The following is a 17,742-nucleotide window of genomic DNA, read 5'->3' as shown; positions in this document are numbered from 1 at the left end:
TCCGCTACGATGCCGCCGGCTTCGGGCGTCGGCCGCATGACCCCCTTTCCGGGTATTCATGCTTCCCCTCAAAATCAGGAGAACCGGCCATGTCTCGCAATGATCCACTTTTTCAGAAGATCTCCACAGAGCAGCAGGATCTGCTCTTCCGCTTCCTGCCATTCACCGACAGCTTTTCGATTGACTGGTTCTCGGGCCTGGAGGACATACCGCCCTCGAAACTCCTGTCCACCATCCGGTTTCTCGAAAGCCAGCAATGGATCGCCGAGCAGGACGGTCAGCCGGGGATTTACGGCTGGACCCGGAAGCTTCCCAGGGAAGAGCTGGCATCCCGGGTGACCCCTTCCCTCTGGCATCAGTATTGCCGCTCCGCGGCCGACATGCTCCGGCGGAACCTGCCCGGAACCACCGAAAGCCTCCTCGGGACGGCCAGGCTCTGTATTCAGGCCGGCATCCGGAATGACGACCTGGAGGGCATCTTCCTGGCGGCGCTTCACGAGGAGGAGAACCACAAGATCTCCTCCGCCGTCGAACTCTACGACTGCATTCTTGAATATGTCGAGTCCAGCGCCAGGGAAGCGGGAGGAGATCTCCCCCCGGAGCTGAGCCGGATCCTGGTTCAGGCCATCGAGCGGCGGGCCTCGCTGTCCCTGTTTCACCCCAATCTGAAGAAAATCAACATGTTCTTGTCCACGGCCATGGATGCAGCCACGAAACAGGGGGATCTTCAGGCCCTGGCCTCCCTGCATCTGCTCATCGGCCAAAACTTCTGGATGGCCTTCCAGCATGAGCGGGCGGTGGAACACTTCGATACCGGCTGGAGCATGATCGACAAGGGGGAAAAGAACGCCCTGTACCGCCGGGGACTACAGCTCCAGGCCCTGTCGTCCTGGATCCGGGGCGACCTGAACGGGGCCGTGCAGGCTTACGAGGATTCCCTGGGAGAACTGGACACGGTGGCGGCGGACGACTTCTCCCAACTGATCGCCCTCCACCTGGCCCTCTGCTATACCCAGGTGGGCATGCCCCAGCGGGGGCTGGGGATCACCGAGGCCATTCAGCAGCTGTCCAAAAAATCGGAGAACGGGCCTCTCCTGTCCGTGGCGCTTGCCACGACGGGAGTGATCTTCCTGGAGATCCGCCAGCTCAAGAACAGCCGGACCTATTTCGACATGGCCCTGGAGGTCGCCGGCCGCGAGGGCATCCCCATGGCGGAGGTGATGGCCGGTATCGGCCTGTCGAACATCGCCTGCCTGGAAGGCGACCTCGATGCGGCGGCGGAGCATTTCACAAGCCTCTGGAAACTCCGCAAATCGAGCTGGTACCATACCCTCAACAGCCCCCACGTCTTCGAGGCCGGTTACGTGCTCCACCGCAAGGGACGGTCGCCCGTGTCGCTGGAGCCGGTGTTCAATTTCCTCTATTCCCTCGGCAAGGACCATGTAAATCCCTTCCTGTACAGCATCATCCGGCATCGCCAGATCCTCCTGATCGAGCGGGGCACGGCCCCGGTGGAGAAAATCAGCGAGCTCCTGGAAATCGAAAAATCCCTCGGGGAGCTGGGGGCCGTCCTGGAGCTGGCAAAGCTGCGCATCACCCTGACCCGGCTCTTCCTGCAGACGAACAACTGGAGAATGGCCGAAACGTATGCCGCCAAGGCCTGGGAGGTTGCGAAAGCAGTCGCCCGGGACGTCTTTCCCCGGGACCTCTTCCCTCTCCTCACCCAGGAAGACATCAGTGAAAAGGACCGCCTGTTCGACCTGGTGGTCGAGATGGGAGAGGCCCTGACCAGCCAGAAGAGCCTCGAGCAGCTCCTTACCAATGTCATCACCTCCCTCACCCGGCTCACCGGGGCGGAGCGGGCGGCCATCTTCATCCGGGGAAAGGATCCCCGGGATCTCAACATGGTGGCCTCCCGGAACCTGTCGCAGGAGACCCTCCGGGACGAGCGGTTCGGCGACACGATCCAGCGGATCCGCATCGCCACGGAGGACTCCGGGGGACACATCATGCAGTACGACGTGAGCGGACCCGACGCCATCGACTTCCGCCGGGTCATCATCACGCCGCTGACCCTCGGCAAGAACGTCATCGGCGCCCTCTATCAGGACAGCCGCTTCTTCTCCTTCGACATCAGCGCCGGCCGCCTGAAGCTCCTCTCCGCCCTGGCCTCGCAGATCGCCGTTTCCATCGACCGGGCCCAGGCCTATGACGAGATCGCCCGCCTCAACGACCGCCTGCTCCAGGAGAACGTGTACTATCGTGAAGAGACGGAGGAATTCCGTCCCTTCGGCGACATCATCGGCACGAGCGAGGTCATCGTCCGGATCCATCGCCTCATTGCCAAGGTCGCTCCCACGGTATCCACCGTTCTCATCCACGGTGAAACCGGTGTGGGAAAGGAGCTGATCGCCCGGGCCATTCACCGGGAAAGCCCCCGCCAGAATGGGCCATTTATCCGCGTCAACTGCGCCGCCCTGCCGGAGAGCCTCATCGACAGCGAGCTCTTCGGTCACGAGAAAGGGGCCTTCACCGGCGCCATCAAGATGAAGGCCGGCCGCTTCGAACTCGCCCACAACGGCACCATTTTTCTCGACGAGGTGTCGGAGCTGCCCCCGTCGACCCAGAGCCGGCTGCTTCGGATCCTCCAGGAGAAGGAGTTCCAGCGCGTGGGAGGAACCCGGCTTCTCTTCTCGGACTTCCGGCTCATCACCGCCACCAACAAGAACCTGCAGAAGGAGGTCGAGAAAGGACGCTTCCGGGACGACCTCTTCTACCGGCTGAACGTCTTCCCCATCCCGGTACCGCCGCTTAGGCAGCGCAAGGAGGACATCCCCCTGTTGGCGGGCCATTTCCTCAAACTCTTTTCCACCCAGTACAACCGGCCCTATGTCGGGATCCCCGAGGCGGAGATGCAGGCGCTGAAGGACTACCCCTGGCCCGGAAATATCCGGGAGCTGGCAAACATGGTGGAGCGGGCCGTGATCCTCGGAGGATCGAGGATCCGCTTCCCCGAGCTGGCGGCGGGTGCAATCCCGGCAACGGCGGGCGATGAGCCCCTTCCCCTCCAGGAAATGGAGCGCCTCCACATCCTCCAGTCCCTGAAGGCGACCCGGGGGAAGATCGGCGGAACAGACGGCGCCGCGGCCCTCCTGGGACTGAAGAGGACGACCCTTATCAACCGGATGAAGAAGCTGGGAATCACCCTGGAGCGCAGTCCCTCCAGGAGCGAGTGATGAACCCGGGGAGGAATCCCATGAAGAAGCTGAATCCGGCCTATGTCCGGGCCGTCCGCAGGCACGCCAACGGGTGCCCCTATTTCCGGCATCTCTCCATGGCGATCCGGAAGCTCGGCATCGGGTACGCCGTCCTGGACATCGAGATCAAGCCGGAGCACATCCAGGCCTTCGGGTACGTCCACGGCGGCGTCTTCGCCTCCGTCATCGACACGGCGACCTACTGGTCCGCCTTCTGCGAACTGGAGGAGGGGGTGGGCATCACGACGGTGGACCTGAAGGTCAACTACCTGGCCCCGGTCCAGACGGGAAAGCTCACCGCCGAGGGACGGTGCATCCGGATGGGCAAGACCCTTGGGCTCGCGGAGGCGGCCATGAAGGACGCCGCGGGCCGGATCGTCGCCCACGGAACCTCGGGCCTGATCGTCCTTCCCGGATTCGGCCTGGCCGGTGCGCCGCCACTGCCGCCGAAGTTCCTGGATGGGAAGGCAGATGGAAAGCGACCCCGCGGCTGAGCCCCCGCCTCCCGCGACGGCGGCATGATGAATGACGGCATCCGCAGGGCCTCCCGGCCGGCGGAGAAATCTGTTGACAGGAGGAAACGACCGCTTTATATCACCAGACGCTTTCAAGAGATGGGGGATCGTTCAACGGCAGGACAACGGACTCTGACTCCGTGAATCGTGGTTCGAATCCACGTCCCCCAGCCATAGAATATCAAAAGGGGTTGCAGATTACGGTCTGCGACCCTTTTCTTTTTCGGCATTGCATTGCCACCCGCCAAATCCCTTTGAATCGTTCATGACATGGGCAGATGCTCTCTCCGGATACGCCCGGTGCAACATCGGTAGTGTTGCATCCCTATATATCATCGCTCAATCGGCACCCGGGCCTCTCTCACAGGAGCTGCCTGAGTGCTCCGTGTAAGCGCAGCGGCGGCTATGCCAATCATGACAGATTGACAGGACGAATCGCTATTTCATATTTAAATACCAAGCCTCTCTATAGAAGCCTAGAAAAGGCGTGTAGAGATCTTCACAAGGCGTTGCCAAGAACTGGCGTTACGTGGATTCTTGTGACGGATGGGCAAGCCGCAATGGAACGAAAAAGGATCTCCACATGTCTGCCGGATTTTCTTCAATTCTCATCGTGCATCATTCCATTTCCTTCTCTACTCGGGTTTTCAGCCCTGTCCTGATTACCGCGCGCATCCTCGCCTCCCTTTTGCCTGCTGTATTTCCCGTGAAGAGCGGAACGGATCCGCAGCGTCCTGTCAAACCCGTATCAGCGAGCAAGCACAAGAACGGCAATCGCCTCCATTCTGTTCTTCCTGTAATCGCCTGCATACTCACTGCTTGGGGACTGGTGCTCCTCTGCGGCAGAACCGCGCAGGCAGCCGAGGTGCCGGGGCCTGTCCAGCCGGGGCAAATCGAGCAGCAGTTCAAACCGGAGCCAGAGTTTCGTGCGAAGCAGCCAGCCCCCCTCGTTGTCCCCGAACCAGGCCAGCCGGTGCCGGTAAATGCCAAAGGCATTCGGTTCGAACTGACAAAGCTGATGATCGAGGGTTCGACGGTCTATCCTGAGCATAAGCTTTTGTCCCCCCACCGGCAGCACCTGGGTAAGGAGGTCTCCCTCTCGGATATCTATCAAATCGCCGCGGAACTGACGGCAAAATACCGCAATGACGGCTACATCCTGTCTCAGGTTGTCGTTCCGGCACAGTCGATCGAGCAAGGGGTCGTACATTTGAGGGCCATCGAGGGTTACATCGCCCGTGTGACCGTCGAAGGGGTGGAGGGTGACCGGCGGAAGCTTGTGGATCGTTACGCCGAAGAGATCAGGAATTGTCGGCCCCTGCGAAATAGAGTGCTGGAACGCTATCTGCTCCTGATGAACGATCTCCCGGGAGCCTTCGCAAGCGCGACCATTCAGCCTTCTCAAAACGAACCGGGTGCCTCTGAACTAACGATTCAGTTTACACAGCAGAAGATTCAGGGGGGACTGTCGGTGGACAACCGGGGCGGTGAATCACTGGGACCAATCAGAATCTCTGGTGACGCGGTGATAAACTCCCTGCTGGGCTTGCAGGAAAACACGACTCTCAGGGTGGTCAGCAGCGGCGACAAGAAGCTGACATTTGCGTCCCTTGCCCATGAAGAAAGGATCGGTTTGGATGGAGGCCGGCTGAGTCTGATGTTTTCCGCCGTCGAAGCCGAGCCGAAGGAGATGTTGTTCATCCCGCTGAATCTCGAGACGTCCTCACGAACCGCCGCGCTGTCATACAGCTACCCGCTGATTCGAAGCCGGTCCCAGAACCTGTTCCTGCGGGCCGGCCTGACGGCCCATGACGGGGAAACCAAAATCTTCGACGTCGAAGACACGCGCGACCGCATCCGGGCCGCCCGGCTCGGGGCAACGTACGACCGGTCCGACTCCTGGAACGGAATCAGCCTCCTTGATGTGGAACTGAGCCAGGGAATCAACGCGCTCGGTTCTTCCGGCAATGGCGATCCGATGCTCTCCCGCTACAACGGTCGCGTCGATTTTACCAAGACAACACTCTATGCGGCACGCCTGCAGTCCCTGTCATCGCACTGGTCCATTCTCGCCGCCGTGAATGCCCAGTATGCGTGGACCGATCTCCTGTCTTCCGAGCTCTACAGTTTCGGCGGCGAACACTTCGGACGCGGTTATGATCCATCGGAACTCGTGGGAGATCACGGCATCGCGGGAAAGGTGGAGCTGCGTTACACGAACGCACTGCCCGTCGGTTTTGCATTTACCTATAGCGGATATGCCTTCTACGACGCCGGCATTGTCTTTCAGCGATCGCCGGGGGAACTTGATCGCTCGGAATCCGCCGCCTCCGCGGGGATGGGCCTGAGGATGTACCTGGGGAAGCATGTAACCTGCTTCGCCGAGTTGGCCAAGCCGCTGACGCGTGATGTTACCGCAGAAGGGAACCGGAACGCGAGAGTCTATGCGGGAGGATCCATACGTTTTTAAAGCGGGTCGGTGACATCCGATCGGGCAAGAGGGATTTGTGATGAAAAAGCATCGATCTTCGAGGGGACCCATTGGTCGGGGACGTTTTCCATTTCTGTATTTTACCCTGCTGGCATGCTTATCCACTGCCGGGATCGTCCCTGTCTCCCAGGCCGCCCCGGAAGGCGGTATCGTTCGTGCCGGAAGTGCCCAGATCATCGGGCAGGGCAGCACCACCCTGATCCAGCAGAGCAGTCCGCGGGCCATCATCGACTGGCGCAGTTTCGGAATCCAACCGAACGAACAGGTCCGGTTCGCCCAGCCCTCCACAAGTTCCTCGATCCTCAATCGCGTCACGGGAGGCCAGGTCTCACTCATTTTCGGCCGCATGGACGCCAACGGCCAGGTGCTCCTGATCAACCCGAACGGCATCATCTTCGGCCAGGGCGCCCAGATCAACGTCGGCAGTCTCATCGCGAGCACAGCGAACATAAGCAACGACAACTTTATGCAGGGCAGGCTCGTGTTCGACCAGCCGGGCAGTCCCGGTGCGGGAATCGTCAATTCCGGCAGCATCACCGCCGCGGCGGGCGGACTGGTCGCGCTGGTGGCCCCCCACGTGCGCAATGACGGCGTGATTCAGGCCCGGCTGGGCAAGGTTATCCTGGGGGCGGCGGACACCTTTACCATCGACCTCTATGGTGATGGACTGATCAACCTGGCACTGACGGATTCCAGCCTGACCCAGCTGAAGGATATGCAGGGGCTGCCGATCAAGAGCCTGATCACGCAAGCCGGCGTCATCGATGTCGGAAGCGGCCAGGCCGTGCTGGTGACCGCCGATGCGGCCAAAGGTGTTCTGGACAGCCTCATCAACATGAGCGGAACGATTCTTGCCGACAGTGCCGTGCAGGAGGGTGGCCGTATTCTTCTGCTGGCCCGGGGCGGCAGTGCGGATGTAAGCGGAGGCATGAGCGCCAGGGGAACCACGGGCGGACAGATCGAGGTCCTGGGCAGCCAGGTTCATCTTTTTCCCACGGCTGAACTCGATGCGAGCGGCCTCTACGGTGGCGGTACACTTCAGATCGGCGGCGCCTATCGGGGGAACGGGGATACGTATCGTTCCCGGACCACACTCATCGATGCCGGGGCAACCCTCAATGCCAGCGCCCTGAGCCGGGGAAGCGGCGGCGAAGTGATCGTGTGGTCCGACGGCGACACCTCCTATGCGGGCAGCATCCTGGCGCGCGGGGGGGCACAGGCCGGCGATGGCGGCCTTGTCGAGGTTTCGGGCAGACAGGGATTGTCATTCAACGGCCTGGTTGACGCGGGAGCCGCCTATGGCAACGCCGGATCTCTTCTCCTGGATCCTTACGACTTCACGATCGGCATAACCGAGGCAACCCTGATCGACAGGGTGCTGCGAACGGGAACCAGCACCTTCGTGAGTGCGTCCAACAACATCAACGTCAATTACGCCATCGACGGGCGGGGTAGATACCAGGGCGGCGGCCTGACCCTGTCCGCCGGCAACAGCATCAACATCAACGAATACATCGTCACCAACAGCGGTGCCATCAACCTGTATGCCGGGACGGGGTCAATCAACCTGGCACCCGGCAAGGTCGTGTACGCCGGCTGGGCGCCCATCACCGTGCAGAGCGGCGCCGATCTCTACAACGCACCCTATCTCACTGCCGGCCCGCTGACGCTGATTTCCACACAGGGTTCGGTGTACATCAACCAGGGCATCGATTCCTCCATCGGCAACCTGTTCATCCGGGCAGCACGGGATGTCGTTGTCAATCAGCCCATCGTGAGTATGAACGACGGGAACAGCGTCGACATCAGCGCAGGCAGCGTCATCCGGGTGAACGCCCAGATCGACGGACGCCCTGCCCTCGGCAGCAATCCCAACGGAGCCGTCACGATGGTCGCGGGGCAGGACATTTACCTGTATCGAAGCATTCTGGCCCAGACGATCAACCTCACCGCCGGCCTGGGCACCATTTATGCCCCCACGATGAAAACCGACGTGACACTCGATGCCGACGGGATTCCGATCGGGAACGGCCTCTTCGCTGGAAACGGGGCAATCTCGGTGACGGCAGGAAGCGATCTGTCCAGCGGGATTTACGTGACCACCGGCCCCGTGTCCATCAGGTCCACCGGGGGCCACGTCAACATAGACACCAAGCTTGCGGAAATCCTGGGGAACGTGACGATCCGATCGGATGTAGGCTCGGTCAATGTCGGGGAGGAGATCGCCAATATCCGGTCGGGAAGCAATCTGGCGATTACAGCCGGGGCCGACGTCAACCTGAACCGGCAGATCGACGCGCTGGACGACACCAATCCCCGCTCCATCGTGCCCGTTCCCGGCGGCGCCGTCACGTTCACAGCGGGGAACAGCATCAACCTGAGCAAGGATCTTGTTACCTACAACGGGCCGGTCAACATGACGGCAACGACGGGTACCCTGAACATCGGCTGGGACGCTGTGAATGACCGGACAAACCGTGTACAGGCCGGTAACGCCCCGATCACGGTGACAACGGGAGGAGACCTGTCCACGGGGCCGGCGCCTCCCGCCACGTTCCCGCGGAATGCGGTCCTGTATCCGACGGCGTGGGACAATGTCGTCGGCGAGCTCAAGCGCTACGTGGCGTTTGGCACAACCGGGAAACTCAGCCTGACGTCGACAGGCGGTAACGTAACGGTTGACGCGCCGATTCCGGACACAACCGGCGAGGTTGCCCTCACGGCCGGAAATGCAATCCTCGTCAAGCACAAGGTGTTCAACAATGGACAGCCGATCACCCTGACGGCCGGGCCGGGAGGCATCACGGTCTATAATACAAACGATTCCTACGGGCTCGGTGTTGAAGACACCCCCGCAATCGCCACCAGCGGAACCCTGACACTGAGGGCGGAGGGCGACATCTCCGCCGGAGGCAAAGGGATCGTGTCGATGGGAAAGCTCACGATCGACACGCGCAGCAGGCTCCTGGGAGGCTCCGTATTCCAGAACTGGCATTACCGGCCCAACGAGATCGAACTGATCGCCGACCTGGGCATCAACTCGTTCTATGCAGGATTTTCGCCCAAGATCACGGCCACCTCCTCCTCCGGCGCCATTTATCTCGGCGTGGATCAGCCGGGTCAGTTGATCATCAACGCACCTTCGCCGACTGCGGGCGACGTGTTCACCGGCGGATGGCTCGGCGCGAACGTGACTATCAACGCCGGCCGGGACATCAACCTCAGCAATGTATCTCCGTCCGGCGTCCTGAAATTGACGGCGGGCCGCGATGCAAATCTGAACACCTTTGAAGTGTTCAGCCTGGACGTGGCCGCCGTCGGCAACATTCATTTCGTTGGTGCTGTCACCGTCCCCTTCTGTACGAACTGTGCGACGGTGTGGATCGATGGCGGAGACCTCAAGGCCGTGTCGACGGGGGGCAGCATCAACTTCGGCAGTGCCGCGTTGTACTCGTCTGTCTACATCGGAAACGGGAAAAACTTTCTCCTCGACGCGTACGGTGACGTCGAACTGGGCATCCTGCAAACGTTCGGCCCCGTCAGCATCACCGCGCAGACGGGCAACATTACGCTGCGGAACGACATCGGCCCGCCAATCCCGGTCATCGATCCGGGTGGGATCGGAGTTGCATCGCTGCTGCTTGACGCCGGCAGCAACATCATCATGCAGGGTGCCAAAGCCGCCGGCACGGTGACCATCACCGCGGGAGGGTCATTGACGCCCGCGAAAGGCATCTTCTCCGGCACGGCGAACGGGGTCACCATCTCCACCGGAGGCACCGCCCTGGAAAAACGGACTGCCGGAGACGTGCTGTGGCCCGCTCCCTTCTCTTTCAACGGCACTTCGTTCGGTGACATCGTGCTGGACGTTCAACAACCGCTCAATCCGCCGGGCTCTGTGCTGCCAGCCATCACTCCGGGACCTGCCGTGTCTCCGCCCGGCCTGCCCGGCGCCCTTACGGCACTTCCGGCGCAGCCGCCAGGCATGGTCAACGTATCGGGGAGCGGCACCCCCGGCTCGTCCGGTTCGGCGGAGGGGACGGAGCAGAAGATCGATCCCTTGCAGGCGACCGGCAGCGGCGTCTTGAGCGAGATCATCCCCGGGGAAGAAGAGGGGGCTGCCGAGGACGAAGAACAGGAAGAGGAAAAAAGGAAGACGCAAATCAAGCTTTCCGGCGGCCGCGGAGCCGGCCAGTCGACGGACTTCGGGTGGAGGTAGTGTCCTTCCGGAAACCGGCAAGACAGAATTTCCGGGTAAGCGTGCCGGAAAACAGACCAATGGGATGGAAACCGTGTTGCCTCGAATTGTTATCCTGGCGCTGTCTTTGATCATGTCTGCGATTTCTCCAGGAGTGGCTCGCGCGGCCGAACCCGCCTCCCTGCCGCAGCTTCGGGTCGAGACGGGCATGCATACGACGTTGATCAGGCGCGTGGTGGCCGATCTCCCGCGCAACCGCCTCATCACGTGCTCGGACGACAAAACGGTCCGTGTCTGGCAAATGCCGGAGATGCATTTGCTATCCGTGCTGCGGGTTCCCATCGACGCAGGCCATGAAGGCCAGTTGTACGCCGTCGCCGTATCGCCGGACGGCAAAACCATTGCGACGGGGGGCTGGACAGGCTGGGACTGGGATGGGAAAGCATCCATCTATTTCTTTGATGTGTTGAGCGGTGAGATGACTCGCCGGATCGGGGGGTTTGAGAACGTCGTCAACGCGCTTGCCTGGATGCCCGACGGCCGGCATCTGGCAGTCGGGCTGCAGGGATATTCCGGTTTCCGGGTGCTGCGCCTTGCCGATGGCAAAACGGTTGCAGTGGATGCCCAGTACCGGGACGACGTGATGGACATGGACATCAGTCGAAAGGGCCGCATTGTGACAACGGCCCTGGATGGATTTGTCCGTCTCTACGACCGCAGCTTCAAACTGATCGGCCGACGGAGCGTGCCGGGAGGAAAGCGGCCCGTCTCGGTTCGCTTCTCACCGGATGCAGACCTGATCGGGGTCGGGTTTATCGACGTGCCGGTGATCTCGATCATCTCGTCCAGGGACCTGTCGCTCCTGTACCATGCAGAAACCGGCAAGATCGCGCACCAGGTCGGATTCACCAGCATTGTCTGGTCATCCGATGGGACGATGCTGTACGCCAGCGGCCAGTACGCCGGCGACGGACTGAACCCGGTATACCGATGGAAGAGCCGGGGGCGGGACGCTCCCGAAACCATCCCCCTGACGCAGAACCGCATTACGGAAATCCAGCAGATGCCGGACAACCATATCGCGTTCGCGGCGGAGGATCCCGGCGTGGGCGTCATGGGACCCGATGGGAAGTTGAAGTCCTTCCGGGGACCGGATATTGCGAACTATAGCGGAGTCCGAACGCAGATCGCCCTGTCGACGGATGCCTCGACGGTCCGTTACCCTCTACAGAGGGACAACCGCGTGCAGCGCACTTTCGTGGTGTCCGGCGGCGGTGATCAGGACACCGCGAAGGCCCCGGACACACCCCTGTCCGCACCGATCCTGCAGGCCGAAGGCATCACCGTGAAGGACTGGAAAGACAGCTTCAAGCCCAGGATCAACGGCAGGACACCCGCTCTGGAGGAATACGAATTCTCACGTTCTTATGCCATTGCTCCCGACGGCGGGAGCGTACTCCTGGGTACCGAATGGGCCCTGCGCCTGCTGAGACCGGACGCCTCCGAAATCTGGAACATCAAGCTGCCCGCCGTGGCCTGGAGCGTGAATGTAAGCCCCAACGGCAGGATCGCGGTGGCTGCGCTCTCCGACGGGACCATCCGCTGGTATCTCATGCAGGATGGACAGGAGGTACTGGCATATTTCCCGCACAACAACGGCCGAGACTGGATCGCCTGGGTTCCGCAAGGTTATTACATGTCCTCCGTTTACGGGGACAACTATATCGGCTGGCACCTCAACCGCGGGAAAGACCTCACCCCGGATTTTTATCGCGCCGTCCAGTTCGACCGCATCCTGTATCGCCCGGACATCGTATCTTCATGGTTTAACACCATTCTCGATCCCGTTGAGCAAGCAATCGAGTCGACCCCGAAAGATGCCGGCTTTCACATCGCCCAGATGCGTAACATCGCCCCTCCCAGTATCAGGTTAAAGGACGCAAGACTTCAGGCGGGTCCGGGCGGACACTCCCGGCTGATCCTCAAACTGCAGGGCGAAAAGACCACGCTTGCCATGAAGGATTACAGTGTTTTCGTAAACCATATTCCCCAGACGTCGGCACGCGAACGCATGCTTTCCGGGAAAGAGACCGAGCGTTTCCAACGCACCCTGGAGATCGACCTGCCCGCGCAGGCCAATGAAATCAGGGTTGAAACCTTCAACGGCGTTTCCATGGGGGTTGCCGAAACGTATGTCGGACTCCCCAAAGAGGTTCTCCCGGCACGAGTCAAAGGCAACCTCTACATGGTGACCGTCGGCGTCAACAAATTTCCTGCCTTGCCCAGACGGAACCACCTGGCCTATGCCGCGCGGGATGCGGAAGAAATGGGACAGGCGCTAAAGGCATGCTGTTCGAAGAACTTCGAGCAGATGTTCGTTCACACCATCACCGACAACACCAGTGAAAAGCCCGACCAGAAAACCATCCTGTCCGCGCTGAAGTTCGTGGAGCGGGCCGGCCCGAACGACACGGTGTTCATTTTCCTTGCCTCACACGGCTTGAGCGACCAGGCAGGCAATTACTACTTCGTGCCGCGCGACGTTGTGCCCCAGGACATAGCCAATGTTCAGAAAGGGGAACCCGTTACGTCGCTCATCCCCTGGACCACCTTCTTCAACGCCATGAGGGATGCGGCTGGCCGCCGCGTGCTGATCGTCGATACCTGCCAGGCGCGCAACATCGAGGGGAAGCTCGATGTTCATTCGCTCATGAAGCGCTCCGCTTCCTCCCGGTTCGCCATCATCGTGGCCGCCAAAGGCAACGAGGAGTCTCAGGAATACGCACCCGCCAAGCACGGACTGTTCACGCACTCCCTGTTGAGCTCACTGAAACCGGATGCCGATGCGAACAGGGACGGCCAGGTTTCCCTCAAGGAGGCTTTCGAGTTCGCGCTGCCCATCGTGGAGGAGTTGCGTCACAAGCAGACAGGGCCGCAAACGCCGCAAATGGTGTCCCCGCCGACCCTGGCGGACATGCCGGTGATTCGCAACGAACCCTGAGCACAAATAGAGGAATTCCTATCGCATGAAGCCCACATGGCGTCAGATCGTTTCACCGTCGAAGTGGCTTTTGCTGGCGCTGGTTCTCTCCATGCTGTTGGTCGAGGGCGTATATCGCCTGGCACCGCTGGAAAAGGCGGAGCATATCTATTCGGACCTGTGGCATCGTCTGAGCGGCGTGCGTTATACTCCGCAGCATGTCATGCTGGTGGCGGTCGATGATCTGTCCCTCGCTCAATTCAGTGAAGACCCGCTGGTTTTCTGGACACCGCTGTTCGCCCAGGCATGCGAAACCATGCAGAAGGTCGGTGTGACCGTCATCGGCATTGATTTCCTGTTCACCATCACGCCGGAGAAATGGATTGCCAAGCTGAAGCTGGATGAAGTCGGGATGCTGAAGAACTACGACCAGGCCTTCCGACAATTGCTGGGCACGGGAAAGGTCGTCCTGGTCGGGTCGCTCATCAAGGGACATGCGGGAGCCGCCGACACCCTGCTGCTTCCGCACCAGGACTACCTGCTTTCCCTCCCGGACCTGGACCTGGTGTCCCATATCGGCTATGCAAATCTGAAGCTGGATGCGGACGGTCACGTAAGGCGCTATGAGATTGCCCCCGCCTCGAATTTGGACCCCGATCTGGCCCAGGGAGCACCGCGGCTTTCGCTGGGTGCGCTCCTGGCGGTCCGGGCGCTGGGATTGAGGGCGGAAGAAGACGCGTGGCGAATTTCCGGCCGGACCGTTTCTCCAAGGCAGGCGGCCAACATCAGCTATGCGGGCCCGCCGGGCACCTTCCAGAAAATCTCCTTTGCCAGGCTGCTGGCCGAAAATGCCGAAGAGGATCCCGCCGTGCAGGCCCTGCGGGGCAAAGTCGTTATTATCGGCGCTGATTTCCTGGGCATGAACGACATTCACAGCACGCCTTACGGCGGTGCGATGAGCAGCGGGAGCGGCGTCCTGATGACCGGACCCGAAATCCAGGCCAACATTGCAGAAACCGTACTTTCCGGCAGGGTGACAACGCCGGTTTCTGACTGGATACGATGGGGAACAGGCTTGTTACTGATCGTCCTGACCCTCATCCTGTACCGAAACCTGTCGACCTGGTGGGGCCTGGCGGTCCTTGTTGCGGCAGGCATGGTTACGATGCTGGTAGCTTGGGGGTTTTTCCAGTGGTTCCAGATTTTTCCGGTAGCGCACCTTCAACTTGGGTTGTTGGCGGCATTCATGGTATCTTTTGGTGGCAGGCTGAGCCGAGAGCAACGCGAGAAGAAATTCATCCGGTCCGTCTTCAGGCGCTACATCGCGGAGAATGTTGTCGATGCGCTGCTGGCTGCCGGGAAGATGCCGGACCTGGGCGGGGAAAAGAAGACGATCACGGTACTCTTCTCCGATATCCGCAATTTCACCACCATCAGTGAAAAGCTGGACGCCCACGAAGTAGTTGAGTTCCTTAATAAATATTTTGAAAGCGTATGCAGGATCATTCTGGCGCAGGGGGGCACCATTGACAAGTTCATAGGGGATGCAGTGATGGTGCAGTTCGGCGCACCGGTGGTCTACCCTGATCATGCAGCCCGGGCGCTTCGTACCGCCCTGGCCATGCGCGATGTCGCCGTGGAGTTCGTGTCCTGGATGTCGGAACGGTTTGCAGGCCGGAATCTGCCGCCGTTCAACATCGGCATGGGCATTCACACAGGAGAAGCGATCGTGGGCAACGTGGGCTCATCCTGGCGAATGGAGTACACGGTGATCGGAGATACGGTCAACCTCGCGTCACGGCTGGAGAATGCAAGCAAAACCCTGGGGTGCATGATCGTGGCGAGCAGCGAAACCTTGAAGGCAGCGGGTATGGGAGTCAAGACAGGCGTGCACGATGTGATTTACGTCAAGGGCCGTGAGACTCCGGTCGAGATATTCGAGGTGACCGGACTGGAAGAATAGGAGGTCATATGTATCGATGGATTGTTGTCATGCTTCTGATGGCATGGGTGCATCCCGCATTTTGCCTGGCTGTTGATGTCGGGATGCTCACGCAGGTGGACGGAAAGGTGACCGTTGCAGCAGCGAAAGGGCAAAAGCGTACTGCAACCGCTTACCAGAAGGTCGCACTTGGTGACAGGCTGGTATTGGGCAAGGGTGCCAGCATACAAATCGTTTATTTCGAGACCAGTCGCCAGGAGAAATGGACGGGGGCAGGCGAAATTGAGATCGGCAATGGAGAAGGGCGCAGTTCCAGTCTGAAGGCGGAGGCCAGAAAACTCCCTCCCCTGGTGGCGCGGCAACTGGTCAAGACGCCGGCCAGTGGCCAGCATGGGAAGACCGGTATGGTAACCGTGCGATCCCTGTCCTCGGACACCGTTGAAAGCCTGGAAAAGCAATATAAAGAGTTTCGCAGTACAGCGGCGGCAGGCGACACGACACCGGAGATATTCCTGCTGACCGGTCTTATGGAAATGAAAGAATATGAGCAGGCGCAGACCGTACTGAAAGATCTGAAGGCAAAGTCGTCGTCGATCCCGGAACTGGAAAAGGTGGTTCTTCACTTCGAGCCTTTGGTCAAGGAGGCACTCGCCGGTCAGTAAGCCCGAGCCTGCCAAAGTTGGATGTTAGAATGAAAATAATGGGTTGCAGATTATGGTCTGTGACCCTTTTCTTTTTTATTCCCCTGCAGTTTCCGAGAAACAGCCTTCCCCACGATCACCGGTAACTCTTTCCGGCCATGGCGGCATGCCAGATCTTCCAGCATTCACCTTGGGGCAAGCCGCAGGAGCCAAAAGCACATTTTTCATTGATACGTACACCGAAATCTGATACGTGCATCTGGAAATAGCACGTATTGTTCTCGCAAATACGTGCTCCCCATCACCAGGGAGGGACTCCTGTCATGGCCAAAAAGATCACCTTGAGCGTGCCCGAATCACTTTACCAGAAGATCGAGAACTGGCGCGCCTCCTTCAACCTCTCGCAGATGTTTCAGGACGTGGTGACCGATGCGATCCAGCGAAAGGAGGAGCTGCAGCGGAGGATCGCAGAAGACGCGAATCTTGTCGAGATCGTCAAGCGCCTGAGAAAAGAGAAGCAGGAGGCCGTCGCAAGGATCATGGACAGGGGAATGAGCGAGGGGCTCCGATGGGCCAGGATCGCCCATTACGAAGAACTCTGCTACGCCCTCGCCTGGAACCCTGAAGAAGACCGGGATCCCCTTCAGAACAAGATGCTCGGTTCCTACTTTGCGGAATATTTCAAGAAGGAAAATCTGTCCGACTTCTTCGAATCCTCGGAAAAAGCGGTGAGAAACAACATCGATTCCTTCATTTCCGGATGGAAGATGGGCGTTGCCGATTTCTGGAATCTCATCAAAGACAAGATTTGATCCAAGCCGCCTGGCGCTGGAGGACCGGCAGGATCAACGGAAGAGAAAGTGAGGTAGTTATGCCCGGGATATTCGAGATTCCCAAACATTTCGAGTTCATTCAGATACCGGAATTCCTCAGGAAGGGCGGCCTGTTTGTGTACCGGTTCTACAAATGGCTTTTTCTGGTACCGTTTATTGCCATCACCACGGTTGTGCTGGGCACTTCCGCTTATCTCGTCGCCCTGTTCGCAGACCCGAAACTCGCGAGCCGGTTTCCCGCCGTCCTGTGGGCGAAGCTCAATGCCTGGGCGACCCCCATGTTCGTGGAGGTCTCCGGCAGGCGGAACATCGACGCGAAGCAGTCCTATGTCATCGTCTGCAACCATCAGAGCCTCTACGACATCTTTCTCCTCTACGGCTGGCTCGGCATCGATTTCAAATGGGTCATGAAAAAGGAGCTCCGGAAGGTCCCATTCCTTGGTGCCGCCTGCGAGGCCATCGGCCATATCTACATCGACCGTTCCGACCCTGCGACCGCCATCGAGGCGATCAACCGGGCCAAGGAGAAGGTCGTCGATGGAACGTCCGTCCTGTTCTTCCCGGAAGGGACCCGCAGCAGAACCGGCGAGATGGGCACCTTCAAGAAAGGCGCCTTCAAGATGGCGCTCGACCTGGGCCTGCCCATTCTGCCCATCACGATCAAGGGAACCAGGGCGATTCTGCCCACGAAAAGCCTCGATGTCCGTCCGGGACTGGCACAGATGATCATCCATCCCCCCATTTCCATCACCCCCTACTCGGAGGCAAACCTCACCCTTCTCATGGAGCGGGCCAGAAACACGATCACGAGCGTTATGAATCAGCCATAATCGACCGGATTCTCCAACGGAACTCCCCGGCAATGCCCATCAAAAAGCGAATCCG

Annotated in this window: 9 protein-coding genes and 1 tRNA gene; all 10 read left to right on the top strand. The window is 60.0% G+C overall.

What is annotated here, in order from left to right; genetic code table 11:
- Window positions 1-89: 89 nt before the first annotated feature.
- Window positions 90-3,236 carry a sigma 54-interacting transcriptional regulator gene (locus PLO63_03485; GenBank protein ID HOI73189.1) on the top strand — a complete coding sequence of 1,049 codons (3,147 nt, stop codon included), beginning with the start codon at window positions 90-92 and terminating at the stop codon, window positions 3,234-3,236.
- A 20-nt stretch (window positions 3,237-3,256) separates the two neighbouring features.
- A complete protein-coding gene (locus PLO63_03480; GenBank protein HOI73188.1) occupies window positions 3,257-3,751 on the top strand; it encodes a PaaI family thioesterase in 495 nt (164 codons plus the stop codon).
- A gap of 121 nt (window positions 3,752-3,872) precedes the next feature.
- Window positions 3,873-3,946, top strand: a tRNA-Gln gene (locus tag PLO63_03475).
- 409 nt (window positions 3,947-4,355) lie between these two features.
- Window positions 4,356-6,242, top strand: coding sequence for a ShlB/FhaC/HecB family hemolysin secretion/activation protein (locus tag PLO63_03470; protein HOI73187.1), 1,887 nt, complete (start codon window positions 4,356-4,358; stop codon window positions 6,240-6,242).
- A gap of 40 nt (window positions 6,243-6,282) precedes the next feature.
- Window positions 6,283-10,482, top strand: a complete 4,200-nt coding sequence (locus PLO63_03465; GenBank protein ID HOI73186.1) for a filamentous hemagglutinin N-terminal domain-containing protein — start codon at window positions 6,283-6,285, stop codon at window positions 10,480-10,482.
- Window positions 10,483-10,546: 64 nt separating this feature from the next.
- Entirely contained in the window at window positions 10,547-13,462 is a 2,916-nt protein-coding gene (locus PLO63_03460; GenBank protein HOI73185.1) for a caspase family protein, read from the top strand.
- Between the two features lie 25 nt (window positions 13,463-13,487).
- Window positions 13,488-15,404: an adenylate/guanylate cyclase domain-containing protein gene (locus tag PLO63_03455; GenBank protein HOI73184.1), complete on the top strand. Its 1,917-nt coding sequence runs from the start codon at window positions 13,488-13,490 to the stop codon at window positions 15,402-15,404.
- An 8-nt stretch (window positions 15,405-15,412) separates the two neighbouring features.
- Window positions 15,413-16,045 (top strand): hypothetical protein, encoded by a 633-nt coding sequence (locus PLO63_03450; protein HOI73183.1) that lies wholly within the window; start codon window positions 15,413-15,415, stop codon window positions 16,043-16,045.
- Window positions 16,046-16,347: 302 nt separating this feature from the next.
- Window positions 16,348-16,836 carry a hypothetical protein gene (locus PLO63_03445; protein ID HOI73182.1) on the top strand — a complete coding sequence of 163 codons (489 nt, stop codon included), beginning with the start codon at window positions 16,348-16,350 and terminating at the stop codon, window positions 16,834-16,836.
- A gap of 59 nt (window positions 16,837-16,895) precedes the next feature.
- The gene (locus tag PLO63_03440; GenBank protein HOI73181.1) at window positions 16,896-17,687 is read left to right on the top strand and encodes a lysophospholipid acyltransferase family protein; all 792 of its coding nucleotides are present in this window, start codon (window positions 16,896-16,898) and stop codon (window positions 17,685-17,687) included.
- Window positions 17,688-17,742 lie beyond the last annotated feature (55 nt).

This window comes from Syntrophales bacterium, from assembly GCA_035363115.1.
GTDB lineage: Bacteria > Desulfobacterota > Syntrophia > Syntrophales > PHBD01 > PHBD01.
Note: the sequence above shows the minus strand (reverse complement) of the source record. Positions and strands in the feature narration are given on the sequence as shown.